Origin of the sequence: Streptomyces adustus, assembly GCF_009377175.1 — a bacterium.
Taxonomy (GTDB): Bacteria; Actinomycetota; Actinomycetes; order Streptomycetales; family Streptomycetaceae; genus Streptomyces; species Streptomyces adustus.
Window position 1 is genome coordinate 31,147 of sequence record NZ_VJZD01000027.1, and the last position, 14,379, is coordinate 45,525.

12 protein-coding genes are annotated in these 14,379 nt (G+C 70.3%); 1 reads left to right on the forward strand and 11 read right to left on the reverse strand.

The annotated features are described in order from the left end of the window. Positions 1–42: 42 nt before the first annotated feature. The 4 genes from FNH09_RS09650 to FNH09_RS09665 form a co-directional block, all read right to left on the reverse strand. Positions 43–933, reverse strand: coding sequence for a carbohydrate ABC transporter permease (locus FNH09_RS09650; protein ID WP_152886327.1), 891 nt, complete (start codon positions 931–933; stop codon positions 43–45). Further along, on the reverse strand, positions 930–1,868 hold the full coding sequence (locus FNH09_RS09655) for an ABC transporter permease subunit (protein ID WP_162468325.1): 939 nt from the start codon (positions 1,866–1,868) through the stop codon (positions 930–932). The genes FNH09_RS09650 and FNH09_RS09655 overlap by 4 nt, the downstream gene beginning before the upstream one ends. An 11-nt stretch (positions 1,869–1,879) precedes the next feature. Then, a complete protein-coding gene (locus FNH09_RS09660) occupies positions 1,880–3,211 on the reverse strand; it encodes an ABC transporter substrate-binding protein (protein ID WP_152886350.1) in 1,332 nt (443 codons plus the stop codon). 744 nt (positions 3,212–3,955) lie between these two features. Continuing rightward, the gene (locus FNH09_RS09665; RefSeq protein WP_152886328.1) at positions 3,956–4,771 is read right to left on the reverse strand and encodes an endo alpha-1,4 polygalactosaminidase; all 816 of its coding nucleotides are present in this window, start codon (positions 4,769–4,771) and stop codon (positions 3,956–3,958) included. Positions 4,772–5,287: 516 nt separating this feature from the next. On the opposite strand from FNH09_RS09665, the gene FNH09_RS09670 reads away from it, so the two are divergent. Then, entirely contained in the window at positions 5,288–6,523 is a 1,236-nt protein-coding gene (locus tag FNH09_RS09670; protein ID WP_152886329.1) for a Gfo/Idh/MocA family protein, read from the forward strand. Positions 6,524–6,570: 47 nt separating this feature from the next. Here the strand turns inward: FNH09_RS09670 and FNH09_RS09675 are convergent, their stop codons facing one another. The 7 genes from FNH09_RS09675 to FNH09_RS09705 all read right to left on the reverse strand — a co-directional run bounded on the left by FNH09_RS09675 (position 6,571) and on the right by FNH09_RS09705 (position 14,307). Beyond that, positions 6,571–7,044 (reverse strand): cupin domain-containing protein, encoded by a 474-nt coding sequence (locus FNH09_RS09675; RefSeq protein ID WP_162468326.1) that lies wholly within the window; start codon positions 7,042–7,044, stop codon positions 6,571–6,573. A gap of 59 nt (positions 7,045–7,103) precedes the next feature. Next, entirely contained in the window at positions 7,104–8,612 is a 1,509-nt protein-coding gene (locus tag FNH09_RS09680; protein WP_152886330.1) for a CoA-acylating methylmalonate-semialdehyde dehydrogenase, read from the reverse strand. A 315-nt stretch (positions 8,613–8,927) separates the two neighbouring features. Then, positions 8,928–9,776: a class II fructose-bisphosphate aldolase gene (locus FNH09_RS09685; protein WP_152886331.1), complete on the reverse strand. Its 849-nt coding sequence runs from the start codon at positions 9,774–9,776 to the stop codon at positions 8,928–8,930. Between the two features lie 114 nt (positions 9,777–9,890). Continuing rightward, complete coding sequence (locus tag FNH09_RS09690; protein ID WP_152886332.1) at positions 9,891–10,814, reverse strand: DMT family transporter; 924 nt, start codon at positions 10,812–10,814, stop codon at positions 9,891–9,893. Beyond that, a complete protein-coding gene (locus FNH09_RS09695; protein ID WP_152886333.1) occupies positions 10,807–11,811 on the reverse strand; it encodes an N-acetylglucosamine kinase in 1,005 nt (334 codons plus the stop codon). Before FNH09_RS09695 ends, FNH09_RS09690 begins: the two co-directional genes overlap by 8 nt. Positions 11,812–11,845: 34 nt before the next feature. After that, the gene (locus tag FNH09_RS09700) at positions 11,846–13,018 is read right to left on the reverse strand and encodes an SIS domain-containing protein (protein WP_162468327.1); all 1,173 of its coding nucleotides are present in this window, start codon (positions 13,016–13,018) and stop codon (positions 11,846–11,848) included. After that, complete coding sequence (locus FNH09_RS09705; protein ID WP_152886334.1) at positions 13,015–14,307, reverse strand: D-tagatose-bisphosphate aldolase, class II, non-catalytic subunit; 1,293 nt, start codon at positions 14,305–14,307, stop codon at positions 13,015–13,017. Before FNH09_RS09705 ends, FNH09_RS09700 begins: the two co-directional genes overlap by 4 nt. Between the last annotated feature and the right edge of the window lie 72 nt (positions 14,308–14,379).

The following is a 14,379-nucleotide window of genomic DNA, read 5'->3' on the forward strand; positions in this document are numbered from 1 at the left end:
TGAGGTGTTCCTGCCTGGGTGGTGTGTCGGCGGCGAGCGGGGTCAGCCTTTGAGACCGGTGGAGGTGATCGACTGGATGAACGCCTTCTGCGCGCCGAGGAAGGCGAGCAGGACCGGCAGGACGGTGATGACGTTCCCGGCCATCACGGCTGCCCACTGTGTGTGGTGCTGTCCCTGGAAGGTCGTGAGGCCGAGCTGGAGCGTGTACCGGGTGTCGTGGTTGATGGCGATCAGGGGCCAGGTCAGGTCGTTCCAGGTGCTGAGGAACGTCAGGACGGCCACCGTGCTGAGGGCCGGCCGGGACAGCGGCAGCACGATCCGCCACAGCACGTGAAGCCGTGAGCAGCCGTCGATCCAGGCGGCCTCCTCCAGTTCGCGGGGCAGCGAGAGGAAGAACTGCCGCAGGAGGAACACCGAGAACGGCGTGACGAGGGACGGCACGATCAGCGCGCCGAGCGTGTCGATGAGGCCGAGCTGCTTCATCACCAGGAACGTCGGGATCATCGTCAGCTGGAACGGGATCGCCATCGTCGCCAGCATCAGTCCCAGCAGCAACCGGGAGCCGGCGAACCGCATCCGGGCGAACGCGTAGCCGCCCAGGGTGCCGAGCACGAGGTTCGCGGTGACCGTGACGAGGCTGACGAGGAACGAGTTGGCGAACCAGCGGGGGAACATCGCGTTGCCGAGCACGTAGCGGTAGCCGCCCAGGTCCAGACGGGAGGGCCACAGCGCCGGCGGGAAGCGGTTGATCTCCGCGTTGCTCATCACCGAGCTGAGCACCAGCCAGATGAGCGGTACCGCGAACAGCAGCGCCATCGGCGCGAGCAGCAGGTGCCAGGGGCTGAACGGCAGCCGGCGGCGTCGTCGGCGGGTGTCGGGCCGGGCGGTCGGGGCGGCCTGCGCGGCCGCGGCCGGGGCGGAGACGGCGGTCATGCGGTGGCTCCCTGGAGTCGGCGGCGGGTGATCTGGAGGATCAGGCCGATCAGGCCCAGGGCCGCGGCCAGCACATACGCGGAGGCAGCGCCGTACCCTGCGGTGGCGTTCTTGAACGCCTGCTCCCAGATGAAGTAGACGATCACCGTGGTGGATCCGAGGGGTCCGCCCTTGGTGGTGACGTACACGAGGTCGAACGTCTGGAGGGCCTCGATGGTCTGCCACAGCAGCAGGAACACCGAGACGGGCCTGAGCGTGGGCAGGGTGACGTGCCGCAGGATCCGGAAGCGGCCGGCGCCGTCCAGCCGGGCCGCCTCGATCAGCGAGGCCGGCACGTCCTGTAGTGCCGCGAGGTAGATGACCATGCAGAAGCCGGTACCGCTCCACAGACTGATCGCGACCAGCACGGGCAGCGCCTGGGACGGATCGTTGAGGAAGCCCTGCGACGGGATCCCGAGGTAATGCAGTACCGCGTTGGCCGCGCCGAACTGCGGGTCCAGGATGAACGAGAACAGCACGCCCTGCGCGGCGGAGGAGACCACGAACGGGACGAAGAACAGGGTGCGGTAGAGCCCGACGAAACGGATGCGCCGGTTCAGGGCGAGGGCGAGCAGCAGCCCCACCGCCATACTCGCCGGCACGTACAGCCCGGTGTAGAGCAGGGTGTTGTGCACGGCCTGGCTGAAGTGGGGGTCCTGGGCGAGGGCGCGGTAGTTGTCCAGGCCCACCCAGCGGCTCGGCGTGACGAGGTCGTCGGCCTGGAAGGACAGCAGCAGCGACCAGACGATGGGCACCACGCTGAGACCGAGGATGATCAGGACCGCGGGCGATACGAACGTCCAGGCCGTCGCGGACTCGGCGGCCCGTCTGCGGCGCAGGGCACGCCGGTTGTCCGGGGGACGGGGCAGAGTGATCGGGGTGGGCACTCGGGACACGGCGGATCTCCTCAGCGGGGTATGAGCAGTGCGGCGTTGGCGTCGGCGGCGCAGGAGCGCAGTGCCTGGGCGGGACTGCTCCGCCCCAGCAGCACGGCGACGACGGCCTGCCCGAGGGCCTGCGAGATCTGCGGGTAGGCGGCGTGCACGGGACGCACGCGGGCCGAGTCCAGTGCCTTGGTGAACACGTCCAGGCCCTCGGTGGCGCTCTCCTGGTGCTGCCAGGCGGGCAGGTCGCGGGTGCGGCGGCTGAGCGGGAGACTGCCCGCGTCGATGTCCCAGCGCACGTCCTGAGCGGGCTGCATCAGCCAGCTGACGAAGGTCTTGGCGGCCTTCGTGCGGGCGGCGCCGTTGTCGAACACCGTCCAGGTGTCGGGTCCGCTGATGGTCACCGGCCGGCCGGAGAAGGTGGGCAGCGGGACGACGTGATAGTCGATCTTCGCCTGCCGGATGTCGGGGAGCTGCCAGGGTCCGGTGACGGCCATGCCCATCCGGTCGGACAGGAAGACCTGGTACATCTGCTCGCTGCCCGGCTTCGGGTCGACGTAGACGCTCTTGTCCCGGGCGAGGGCGGCCACCACCTCCAGAGCGCGGGTCCCGGCGTCGCCGCCGAACCCGATGTGCTTGCCGTCGTCGGCGACGACGTCCCCGCCCAGATCCCAGATCATGGGCCACATGCGCCAGACGGTGTCCTCGTCGCCGACGCCCGGCCAGCCGGTGCCGAATCGGCCGCGGCCGACGTCGGTGAGCGCCTTGGCGGTGGCGACGAAGTCGTCCCAGTGCCAGTCCGCTTCGGGCAGCGGCAGTCCGGCCTGCTGGAAGAGTTTCCGGTTGCAGACCACCGCGAGCGAGTCCAGCAGCGCGGGCGCGGCGCGTACCTGGCCGTTGACGGTCACGGCCTGGCGGGCCGGCAGCCAGTAGTTCGTCCAGGGCGTGCCGGCGTGCCCGACCATGTCGGTGAGGTCGGCGACCTGAGGACTGTGGGCGACGCTCGCCAGGTCGGAGCCGAAGATATAGGCGATGTCCGGGTAGGAGCCGGCGGCGAGGGCGGCGGTGACCTTCTGGAGCATCGCGTCGGCGAGCACCCCGCCGCCCAGCTCCACCCGGATGCGGGGGTGGCTCCGCATGAACGAGTCGGCCAGGGATTCCATGGCCTTCTTGCCGGTGTCGGTCTGCCCGTGCCACATCTCGATCGTCACGGTGCCGTCGGCACTCACGCCGTCGTCGCCGCCCGCCGCGCAGCCGGAGGCCCACAGGCCCGCGGCCGCCGTGGTGGCCAGAGCGGCGCCGGTGCGCAGCACGGTGCGCCGTCGGGGCTGTGCGCTGCGGGTGACCGCATGCATGGGTACCTCCCGTGTGGGGCTGTGGGACACGCGCCGGTGCGCAGGAGGCGCGTCCGGTGTACGGCGTTGCGGCCGTGGCGACGGAGCGTGGTCCCGGCGGGTCTGGGTGTGTGGCCGGTCTTGGGCGACCGGAGGGCCGCGGGGCCGGTGCTCAGCGTCGGGCGCGCAGCGAGCGGGACGGTCGGCGAACGGCTGCCGCCGGCGGTGCGGGGGTGCTCCGGAGCGAGGGCGGCCGGGTGCGGGCGCCGGGTGACCGGAGGGGGCGGCCCGCACGTGAGGCGCGACCGGCCGTGGTCGTCGTGCCTCGCCGTCCACGGGGAGTCGCATGGAGACGGATCATGTCCAAGCCCCAGAACATGGTGGGTACGTCCCCGCCTCGGACACCGACCTGGTCCTGGCGACTCAGTCCGGACTTCTGGCGCGTGGTCAGCTACCGGCTGGGCGTACCTCTGCCGCCGAGTGCTTCGACTACGGCGTTGACCAGGAGTTAAACGATGGTGCCAGGTAGCTGTCAAGAGGGAAGCGGTGATTGGATCTGCGTGAAACGCCGGTGAAACCTGCATGACTGCGCATCAGGTCTCCGTATGCCGCCAGCCGTTGACCGATCGACACGCGGCTTCATGGCCGAGGGCGCGGTGTGTCCGCGCGGGTGTACGCGATGTCGGCCCGCGGCGGCTCGGTGAGCCGTCACAGGCCGACACGCGTTTCAGGCGCGCCCGGGGACGCGATCAGTGCGGGATGCGCCTAGCAGGTCTTGCGGACGTATCCACTGCTGCCGGCCGGTGAGACGTTCACGTCGCGCTGGACGATGCTCAGCGTGCCGCCCCACCCCCTGCATGCCTTCGACTTGCCGGAGTTGGTGTACTCGATCACGATCACGTTGTTGCCGAAGGCGCTGGTGTAGTCGCCGCACTCGTCGTACTGGCCGCACTCCTCGGCCACGGCGAAGTCGAGGCCGTTGGCGGTGCGGTTGCCGGCCAGCTCGGGGGTGTTCTTCTGGGCGATGGCCAGACCGTCCGCGTGGGCGCGGGCGGAGAGCAGCTTGATGAACGCCTGTGCGTTGTTCGCCGTCAGGCGGCCTCCGGAGCGGGAGTAGCTGTCGTAGTTGTCGGGCTCGACGGCCTGGAAGCCCTTGTCCCGGCAGCCGTCGATCTGCGATCCGATCTGGTTGGCGATCCGCTGGCGCTTGGCGTCCGTACCGACGTCGAGGAGGGCCTCGCCCCAGTCCTGGTCGTAGACGACCTTGCCCGCGGAGTCGCGCAGCAACAGGTCCGACGCCCACTCGCCCTCGGCGCCCGGTTGCGCCTGGAAGGCGTTGACGTAGCAGATGTTGTACAGGCCGGCGGCCGGGGAGGCGGTGTGGTCACGGGTGACGACCTTGACACCGGTGGGCGGCGTGTAGGCGCCGCCGATCTGGTAGTCGAAGCCCGCGTGCGTGGGCGGCAGGGACACGGTCGCCGCCTGCGTCGAGGGTGCCCCGACGAACAGGGCGCCGGTCAGCGCGGCCGCGCCGATGACCGTGCCGGTGAGTTTGAGAGTGGTGGTGTTGAGGTGGCTCATGTCGTGAGCTCCAGAGGAAGCGGGCACGTCCCCGCCTCGGACGAGTGGGGTGTCCTGGCGACTTGGGCCGGGCTTGTGGCGCGGGGCCTGCATACCGGCTGGGCGTGCCTCTGAACGCGGAGCGTGGCTCCGGTGTAGTCCGGGAGTAAAGCGATCGCCTGTGTCGATGTCAATGGTTTGCGAAGTCCCTTGTTTTGCACGGCAGTTGGATGCTCCCGTGGCGAAGCGTGGCAGCCGGCGGCAGGGCACGGCAGAGAGTGGGCGGCGCGTCGGCAACACGTCCCGGCAGAGAAAGAATGCTCGAAACTGCTCATTATAAGCGTTGATTGAGCACCTTCGAGCATCTAAGGTCGTCGGCGTAACGGTCGATCGGGGAGTGCGGTGCCGGCCCCGGGCGATTCGTGACGCGTCTCTGCCGCCCGCAGTCCACCCTCCGGCACCACGGCCGACCCTCTGACTGGCCCATGACGTCCAGGCGTCGGCCGTGTGTCCCTGTTCGCGACGAAGGGATGCCCCATGACCAACCAGTCGGCCGCGCGGGAACTGCGCGTCGGTGTCGTCGGCACGGGCCAGCGAGCCGGGCTGGCCGTCCTGGCCGAGCAGCCCGGCTCGGCCCGCGTGGTCTCGTGCGCGGATCCGTCCGAGCGTGCCCGCGCGGACGCCCGGAAGCTCTTCGGGCCCGACGTCCAAGTCCACGAGCGCTACGAGGACATGCTCACGGACGACCTCGACGCCGTCTTCGTCCTCACCCCGGACGACCTGCACACCGCGCCGGCCCTGTACTTCCTCGAAGCCGGCGTCGCCGTGTTCGTCGAGAAGCCGCTGGCCGTCGACCTCGACGACTGCGACCGGGTCCTGGCCGCCGCGTCCCGCACCGGCACCCGGCTGTACGTCGGGCACAACCTCCGCCATCTGCCGGTCCTGCGGACCATGCGCGGGCTCGTCGACGAAGGGGCGATCGGCACTGTGCGGGCGGTGTGGTGCCGGCACTTCGTCGGCCACGGCGGCGACTACTACTTCAAGGACTGGCATGCCGAACGGGCCCGCACCACCGGCCTGTTGCTGCAGAAGGGCGCACACGACCTGGACGCGATCCACTGGCTCGCGGGCGGCTACGCCCGCACGGTGACCGCGCTGGGCGATCTGTCGGTCTACGGAGCCAGCCCGCACCGCCGTACCCGGCCCCAGGGCCCGGAACGGGTGCAGGACTGGTTCGACGAGGGCGTCTGGCCGCCGTCGGCGCTGCGCGATCTCAACCCCGTCATCGACGTGGAGGACATCAGCATGGTGCTGGCCCGCCTCGACAACGGAGTACTCACCAGCTACCAGCAGTGCCACTTCACACCCGACTACTGGCGCAACTACACCGTCATCGGCGACGAGGGCCGTATGGAGAACCTCGGGGACGGCGTCGAGGGCGATGCCCCGTCGATCAAGGTGTGGAACCGGCGCCGTTCCGGCTACCGGCCGGAGGCCGATCTGACCGTTGCCCCCACCGAGGCGGCGGACGGCGCGCACGGCGGTGCGGATCAGTCACTCGTCGACGAGTTCCTGCGCTTCGTCGCGTACGGCGGCTCGACCGAGACATCGCCCGTCGCCGCCCGGGAGGCCGTCGCGACCGGCATCGCGGCCACCACGTCCCTGCGCTCGGGGGGCACTCCGGTCGACGTCCCCGCCCTCGCCCCGCACCTTGCCGACTACTTCGCGCGCCACCAGCCCGGTTCGCGCGACCCGGTCTCCCGGATCGACTGAGTCCTCCTACGCGTGCGACATCCAGGACACGGTGCGGCGAGGGCGAGTCACTGAGACGGCCTCGACCGCCAGTCGGGGATGTTCTCAAAATGCACGTCGTAGCGGTCCTGTTCGGGGATCAGCGACGCGAATTCCGCCTCACCGCGGCTGATGGCCGCCAACTGCTCGAAGTAGCCGAACCGTTCGATGCCGGGGCTGAGTACGACGACCATGTCGGCCACGGTGTTTTCGGCCGCGCCGAACACGTGGGGGAGGTGGGGCGGTATCACGACGAGACCGCCCTTTCCCACCGTGGTCAGTGTGTCGCCCAGGCGGAAGAGGACCGACCCGTCGAGTACGTAGAAGAGCTCGTGGGAGAGCTTGTGGTGGTGTGGTGGTGCTCCGTCCGCGCCGGTCGCCAGTGTCAGCCGGCTGGCGCTGACCGCGCCTCCGTCGGCGAGCAGTTCGAATGCGCCGTTCTTGAGCAGCGCACCGGCCGCGTCGCCGGGTTGCACCACCAGGGCAGGGTTCGTGGAGTTCACGGTGGCTCCTTCGGTCCGGAATCAGGGAGGGTTACGACAGGGCGTTCGCGCTCGCCTGGTCAGCGCGAGGCGGGAAAGCCCAGGTCCGGGCCGGCAGCGACCTCCGCGGGTTCAGGCCAGCGGCTCGTGATGACCTTGCCGCGGGTGTAGAAGTGCACTGCTTCGCTGCCGTACATGCGGTGGTCGCCGAAGGCCGAGTCCTTCCAGCCGCCGAAGGAGTGGTAGCCCACCGGCACCGGCATCGGCACGTTCACGCCGACCATGCCGGTCTCGACCTCCAGCTGGAACCGGCGGGCGGCGCCTCCGTCCCGGGTGAAGATCGAGCCGGCGTTGCCGAACGGCGAGCCGTTGACGATGCGTAGGGCCTCCTCATAGGTCGCGGCGCGCACCACGCACAGCACGGGGCCGAAGATCTCGTTGCGGTAGGCGTCCGAGTCGGTGGCGACCCTGTCGAGCAGCGAGACGCCCATCCAGAACCCGTTCTCGAAACCCTCGACGGTGAAGTCCCTTCCGTCGAGCACCACATCGGCTCCCTGGGCGGCCGCGCCCGCGACGTAGTCCGCGACCTCGTCGCGGTGCGCCTTGGTGACCAGGGGACCCATCTCGGACGCCGGGTCACGGCCCGGGCCGATCGTGACCTTCCTGGCTCGGTCGGCGATCCGCGACACCAGTTCGTCGCCCGCCGACCCGACTGCGACCACCACGGAGACGGCCATGCAGCGCTGCCCCGCGGAGCCGTAGGCCGCGGTGACGGCCGCTTCCGCGGCGGCGTCGAGGTCGGCGTCCGGCAGCACCAGCATGTGGTTCTTGGCCCCGCCCAGCGCCTGAACCCGCTTACCGGCCGCGGACGCCCTGGTGTAGACGTGACGGGCGACCGGCGTGGAACCCACGAACGACACGGCCGCCACGTCGGGGTGGTCGAGCAGTGCGTTCACCGCGGTCTCGTCGCCGTGCACGATGTTGAGCACGCCGTCGGGCAGACCGGCCTGGGCCGCGAGCTCGGCGACCAGCACGGACGCGGACGGGGCCTTGCTGCTCGGCTTGTGGACGAACGTGTTCCCACAGGCGATCGCCATCGGGAACATCCACATGCCGATCATCGCGGGGAAGTTGAACGGAGAGACGCCGACGATCACACCGAGCGGCTGGCGGATGGAGGCCACGTCGACACGGCTCGACACCTCGGTCGACATGTCGCCCTTGAGTGCCGTGCCGAGTCCACAGGCCAGTTCGACGATCTCCAGCCCACGGGCCACCTCGCCCAGCGCGTCCGCGTGAACCTTGCCCTGCTCGGCGGTGATCAGCGCCGCGAGGTCGTCGCGGCGTGCGTGCAGCAACTCGCGGTAGCGGAAGAGGATGGCGATCCGCTGAGCGAGCGACGACCTGCTCCAGGTCGTGTAGGCGTCCTTCGCCGCGGCGACCGCGGCGTCGACCTCGTCGGTACCGGCCAGCGCGACCTGGGCGGTCACCTCACCGGTCGCGGGGTCGGTCACCGAGCCCCAGGTGCCGGAAACACCGGCAGCGGCGTCGAAGGGCCTGCCCCCGATCCAATGGGTGACGGTCTTCATCGGCGGAACTCCTCGAAGCTGACTGCGGCGGCTGCTGAGGCCCATGTCCTTGACCTCACGTGCCTCGACCTCGGCCGGGCTGTCCGCGGTCCTGTCACGGACCCACTGCCCACGCCCGGCGGAGCGGGGCTGCTGACATCGAAGCTACGTCGCGGATCGGCCCGATCCCGCGCTTCGGGGACCCAAGGCCCGAAGTGCCTGTGTCGGGTCCCGAACTGTCGTGGGGCAGGTCACTCGGAAGTCGTTCCAGGGGTGGCGGTGAAGGCCGCGGGGCGCCGGGCAGCGGCTCGGTGGTCGGGACGGCGCCGGTGGCCGTCAGTGAGCCAGCATCGTGAGCGTGGTGTGTACGGTCGCCGCTACGGCGTCCCGGGCCGGACCCAGGTACTTGCGCGGGTCGGTCAGTGCGGGCAGTGAGTGCAGTGTGTCGCGCACGACCCGGGTCAGGGATATGTTGAGCGCCGTCCCGATGTTGATCTTCACGATGCCGGCTCGGACCGCGGAACGGAGTTCGCCGTCCGGGACTCCGGAGGAGCCGTGCAGCACCAGCGGGACCGGAACCGCTTCTCGGAGCCGTTCGATGAGCGACTGGTCCAGCGTCGCCGACCGCTCGGTCATGGCGTGACTGCTGCCCACCGCGACCGCGAGGGCGTCCACGCCGGTGCGCGCCACGTAGTCGGCGGCTTCCGCCGGGTCGGTGCGCACACCCGCGGTATGCGCGCTCGTGGGGGCGTCCGGCTTTCCTCCCACATAGCCCAGTTCGGCTTCCAGCCAGAGCCCCGCGTCGTGAGCCCAGCGCGCCGCCGAAGCGGTGGCGGAGACGTTCTCGGCGTAGGGCAGGGCCCCGGCGTCGAACATCACGGAGGAGAAACCGCAGTCGGCCGCCTGGTGCAGCAGCTCCACGTCGGTCACGTGGTCGAGGTGGAGTGCGATCTCGACCGTGCTGGACCGGGCCATCGAGGCCGCCGCGAGAGCGAGCGGACGGAGCTGGCCCTTGTGATACCGCACGGCGTTCTCGCTGATCTGCAGGATCACCGGCCGTTCGGCGGCCTCGGCGCCGGTGATGATGCCCTCGGCATGCTCCAGGGTGATGACGTTGAAGGCGGTGACGCTGTGGCGTTCGGTCGCGGCGTGGGCGACCAGCTCGCCGGTGGGGGCCAGAGGCATGTGTGTGCTCCTCGCGCGGGGGCTGTCTGAACCTGGGATGTCCGTGTGCGGTGGTTCGGATCAGGCCGACCTGCGCGGGTCTGGCGTGATCCGAAGGACCGGAGGGCGGGGTGTCTACGGGCCTGCCAGCGGCGCCGACGGAAGGCGGGGCTGGGGGGTCTCTTCGCGCTTCTCGTCGGCGTACACCATCAGAGTGGATCCGCCGAGGGCGAGGACGATGCCGATCGTCCCCCATATCGTGGGCAGCGTCTGGTAGATGACCAGCGACAGCACGATGGTGAGGACGGGTGCCAGGGCGTTGGTGATCGGTGCGACGACGCTGGCCTTGCCGCGGCTGAGGGCCATGACGAGGAACAACGCGCCCACGGCGTTGAGGACCTGGGTGCCGGCGGTGAGTGCCGGAGCCTGCCACGGGGCGTCGGGCAGCCCGCCCATCATGAGGACGGCCACGGGGACGAGCAGCAGACCGCTGATGGTCATCCACCCGAACGTGGTGGCGTCGTTGACGCTGGCGAGGGCGGCCTTGCGCATGAAGAACGCCTGCGCGCCCCAGGCCACGCAGATGAGGATGGACAGCAGCAGCCAGGACCCGGTGTCGGCCGAGCCGTGGTCGCCTGCGGGGATGCTGATGAGCACGATGGCTATCAGCGCGGCGACCACCCCGGTGACGGCGAGCTTTCCGATCCGTTCCCTGAGCAGAGCCACGGCCATCAGCACGGTGATCACGGGGGAGAGCGAGACCACTGGGAAGATCAGGTAGGCGGGGCCGTTGGACAGCGCCTGGAACAGCAGGAGTTGACCGCCCGCCCCGGTGAGTCCCGCCGCGAGCCCGTAGACCGCGGCGATCGGCCTGCGGTCGAACCGCTCCCGGCGCAGCGCGACGGCCGCCGGCAGCAGCATGGTGAAGGCCCAGATGACGTAGATCATCTCGTTCGGGTAGCCGTACCGTTCGGTGGGCTGGCTCGAGAACGCTCCCCAGACGCCCCAGAACAGGACGAGCAGACCCGCGTACAGGATCCAGTTTCGTTGGTCACGCATGGCGGTTCTCCGCGGTGGTGATCTCCGAGGTGGAGCGCAGGGCGGCGAGCGCTGCGTCGTCGAGTGGGGTTCCGGCGAGTTTCGCCGCGTAGATGGCCGCGCCGACCATCGGTTCGAACAGGGGGTGGCGCAGTTCGTAGCGGGCCGCGCCGCCGCGGAGTTCGGTGGTGAACGCGTCGAGTACGGCGGCCGAGCCGAAGACTCCGCCCGAGTAGGACACCGGGACGGGTTCGGTCGCGGCGAACCCCAGCCGACGGCGCGCACTGTCCACCAGCAGGGCCAATTCCTGTCCGGCCTGGGTGAGGACGGCGGCGGCCTGCGTGTCGCCCAGCCCGGCCGCCTCCACCACGAGGGGACTCAGCGAGGCGATCTCGCTGCGGTGCCCCTGCCACCGGTTGAGTACGACGTCGATCACTTCGAGGTCCGTGGTCAGATCGAGATGGCGGCGCAGGAGTTCCGCGAGCGGACCCTCGGGCAGCCGGCCGTCGCTCATCCGGGAGAACACGTTCAGCGCGCGGGCGGCGATCCAGTACGCCGACCCCTCGTCGCTGAACAGTTCGCTCCAGCCTCCGGTGCGCACACCGCGGCCGTTGCGCTCGCCGTAGGTCATCGATCCGGTGCCGCTGATCACGTTGATGCCGTCCACCGCGCCGAGCGATCCGGCCCAGCCGCAGATCATGTCGTTGTCGCACGCGTAGCGCCGGTGGCCCAGCACCTCGCCGGGGACGGCGTCCAGCGCGGCGACGTCGCCGGGCACCTCCCCGTACCCGGGCAGGCCCAGGAACGCGTAGGCGATGTCCGCGGGCGTGATGCCCGCGTCCTCCGTCACGGCCCGGACTCCCTCGCGCAGGACCTGCGCGACGTGCTCGACACCCCCGGTGGCGTTGTCCGCGAAGTAGTAGGCTCCCTCCGCGACCGCCCGGGCCCTGATGGCGCCCGCACCGTCGATGAGGCAGAAGGCCGTCTTGGTGCCTCCGCCGTCCACACCCAGAAACATCGTTGTTCCTCCGCTCGGCTCTGTCTGAACGCTGTCAGGCGACGTCGTCGCGTCGCCGGGGGAGCGGATGCACGGTCACGCCCTGCACCACGCGGTTCACCTCTCCGGAGGGGAACGGGTTGTCGGGCCGGATGCCCTGGTGCAGGGACGCGCGCAGCGCGACCAACTGCGCACACAGCACCGCGGGAAGGGCGAGGACGGTGTCGTCGACATCCGCGAGCCCGGGAAGCAGCCAGGTGCCGTCGTCGGGCAGTCCGTCCCGTGACGCGGAGACGGCGACGACGCTGCCCTGCGGCAGCCCCGCGCGCAGTTCGGCGAGGATGTCGAGGTCGTAGCGGCGCGTGTAGGGGTCGTTCGACACGTAGACGACGACGGCCGTACGGTCGTTCAGGACCGACTTGGGGCCGTGGCGGAAGCCGAGTGAGGACTCCGAGGACGCCACGAGCGCGCCTCCGGTCAGCTCCAGCAGCTTCAGGGCGGACTCCTGGGCCAGCCCCTTGAGCGCGCTGCTGCTGCCGAGGTACACCAGCCGTTCGGGTGCGCGGGCCAGCAACTCCTCGATCTGCGCGGAGAGTCCGCCCGCGGTGATGTGCTCGGCCGCGGCGGCGGGGGCCTCGACGGCGTCGGTAGTGAGCGCGCCCAGGGCGAGCAGGGACGCCAGGAGCATGCCGGTGAAGCTCGACGTCATGGCGAAGCCCTGGTCGTTCGACGCGGCGGGCATCAGCAGGACGTGGGAGGAGGCGCTCCCGCCGTGGAGGCGCGCCAGCTGCCCGGCGCTGTTGCAGGTGATGACGAGGTGGTGCACATGTGCCAGGACCTGGTCCGCCAGCCGGGTCGCCGCCACACTCTCGGGGCTGTCCCCGGACCGGGCGAACGAGACGAGCAGGGTGGGGACGTCGTCGGGGAAGGACGCGTGGGGGTCGGCGACGATGTCGGTGGTCGAAACGGCATCGGTGCGTCGGCCGGTCGCGCGCGCGACCGCGGCCCGGACGACTTCTCCGGCGAAGGCCGAGGTACCGGCTCCCGTGAGGACGATCCGCAGGTCCTCGTCGGCGAGCAGGGGGGCGAGGAAGGCGTCCAGGGACGCGCGTCCACCGGCGATGATCGCCCCGACCTCACGCCACACGTCGGGCTGCTGGACGATCTCGGCGGTGGTGTGGTCGGCCCCGCAGTCCTGAGGCACCAGGTCCTGGGTGGTGGTCTTCACGCGTACTCCTTGTCATGGGTTCGACATGCACGGTCGTAGTCGCGCAGGACGTCACGGATGTGATCGACCACGAGGTCCCGCGGCGTCGCGGCCAGGGCCCCGGTCCGGACGCGCTGGTACTGGTTGGGCAGGTGGGCGCTCAGCAGAGGGAGCGGGATGTCGAGGCCCGAGAGGTTGGTGAACAGCCGGTCCTGCGCCGCGGCGATCTCGGGGTCGGGCCAGTAGTAACGCATGCGGTCGCTGTAGCTGTAGCGCCTGGCCAGCCGCTGATCGTCGGCGTCGCCCCCGTAGTACCCCTCCCATCCGGAGGGCTCGTTGCGCATCCGCCGGTCGACCACCTCGCTCAGCCGGGACCGGGATTCGGCCGGTACGAGTTCGTCCTCGATGTCGGCCAGCGCGAACAGGGCCTCGCGCACCGCGAACGTCAGGCCGGGGCCGACCTTGAGCACCGCCCAGTGGTCCTCCACCAGGCCGGCCAGTGCGTCCACCGTCTGGTAGTCGGTCGAGTGGGCTTCGAAGACCATGCCGGCTTCGTCGGCGAGGACCGTGCGCAGCTCGGCCGTCCGCTCCCGCCGGTAGTCGAACACCTGGAGGTGGTCGAACTCCACGCCGGGCTGTACGACCAGGGCCATGACACGAGGCCAGACCCCGGCCACACCGTGTTCCTCGAACGCGCGCCGGTTGTGCTCCAGCGTCACGCGAGCCGCCTGCGGGCTGGTGGCGGCCATGCCGTCCAGCGTCTCGTGCGCCCCTCCCGGCACCGGCACCTCGGTTCCGATGACATAGCGAAGGGCGTCGGCGGAGTCACCCGCGGTGGTCTCGGCCACGCGCACCAGGCGTGCGGTGCGCTCGGCGACCAGGCTGTCGGTCAGCGGAGCTGCGTCGTCGGCGCAGACGAAGCTGCAGTCCAGGTGGATCTTCGTGAAGCCCGCCCGGACGTAGGCCGCGACGAGCTCGTCCGCTTCGGCCATCGCCGACTCCGCGGGCAGTGACCGCCACCGGTTGGGTCCCAGGTGGTCTCCGCCCAGAACGACCCGGTCCAGCGGCAGCCCGTGCTCGACGGCGATGCCGTGCACGAGTTCCCGGAAGTCCTCGGGCCGCATGCCGGTGTAGCCGCCGTACTGGTCCACCTGGTTGGAGGTCGCCTCGGCGAGGACGGTGCCTCCCGAGGCGAGGGCCTGGCGAACCGCTGCCTCGATGACCAGCGGATGGGCCGAGCAGACGGAGGTGATGCCGTGCGGTTCGCCTGCCTTCTGGCGGCGGACCACTTCGTCCAAGGGGTTCCACATGATCGCTCCAGGGTTCTCCGAAGGCCTCAGCCGCATCTGTCGGCGCGCCTTCGGAAACGTGACTGGAACGGT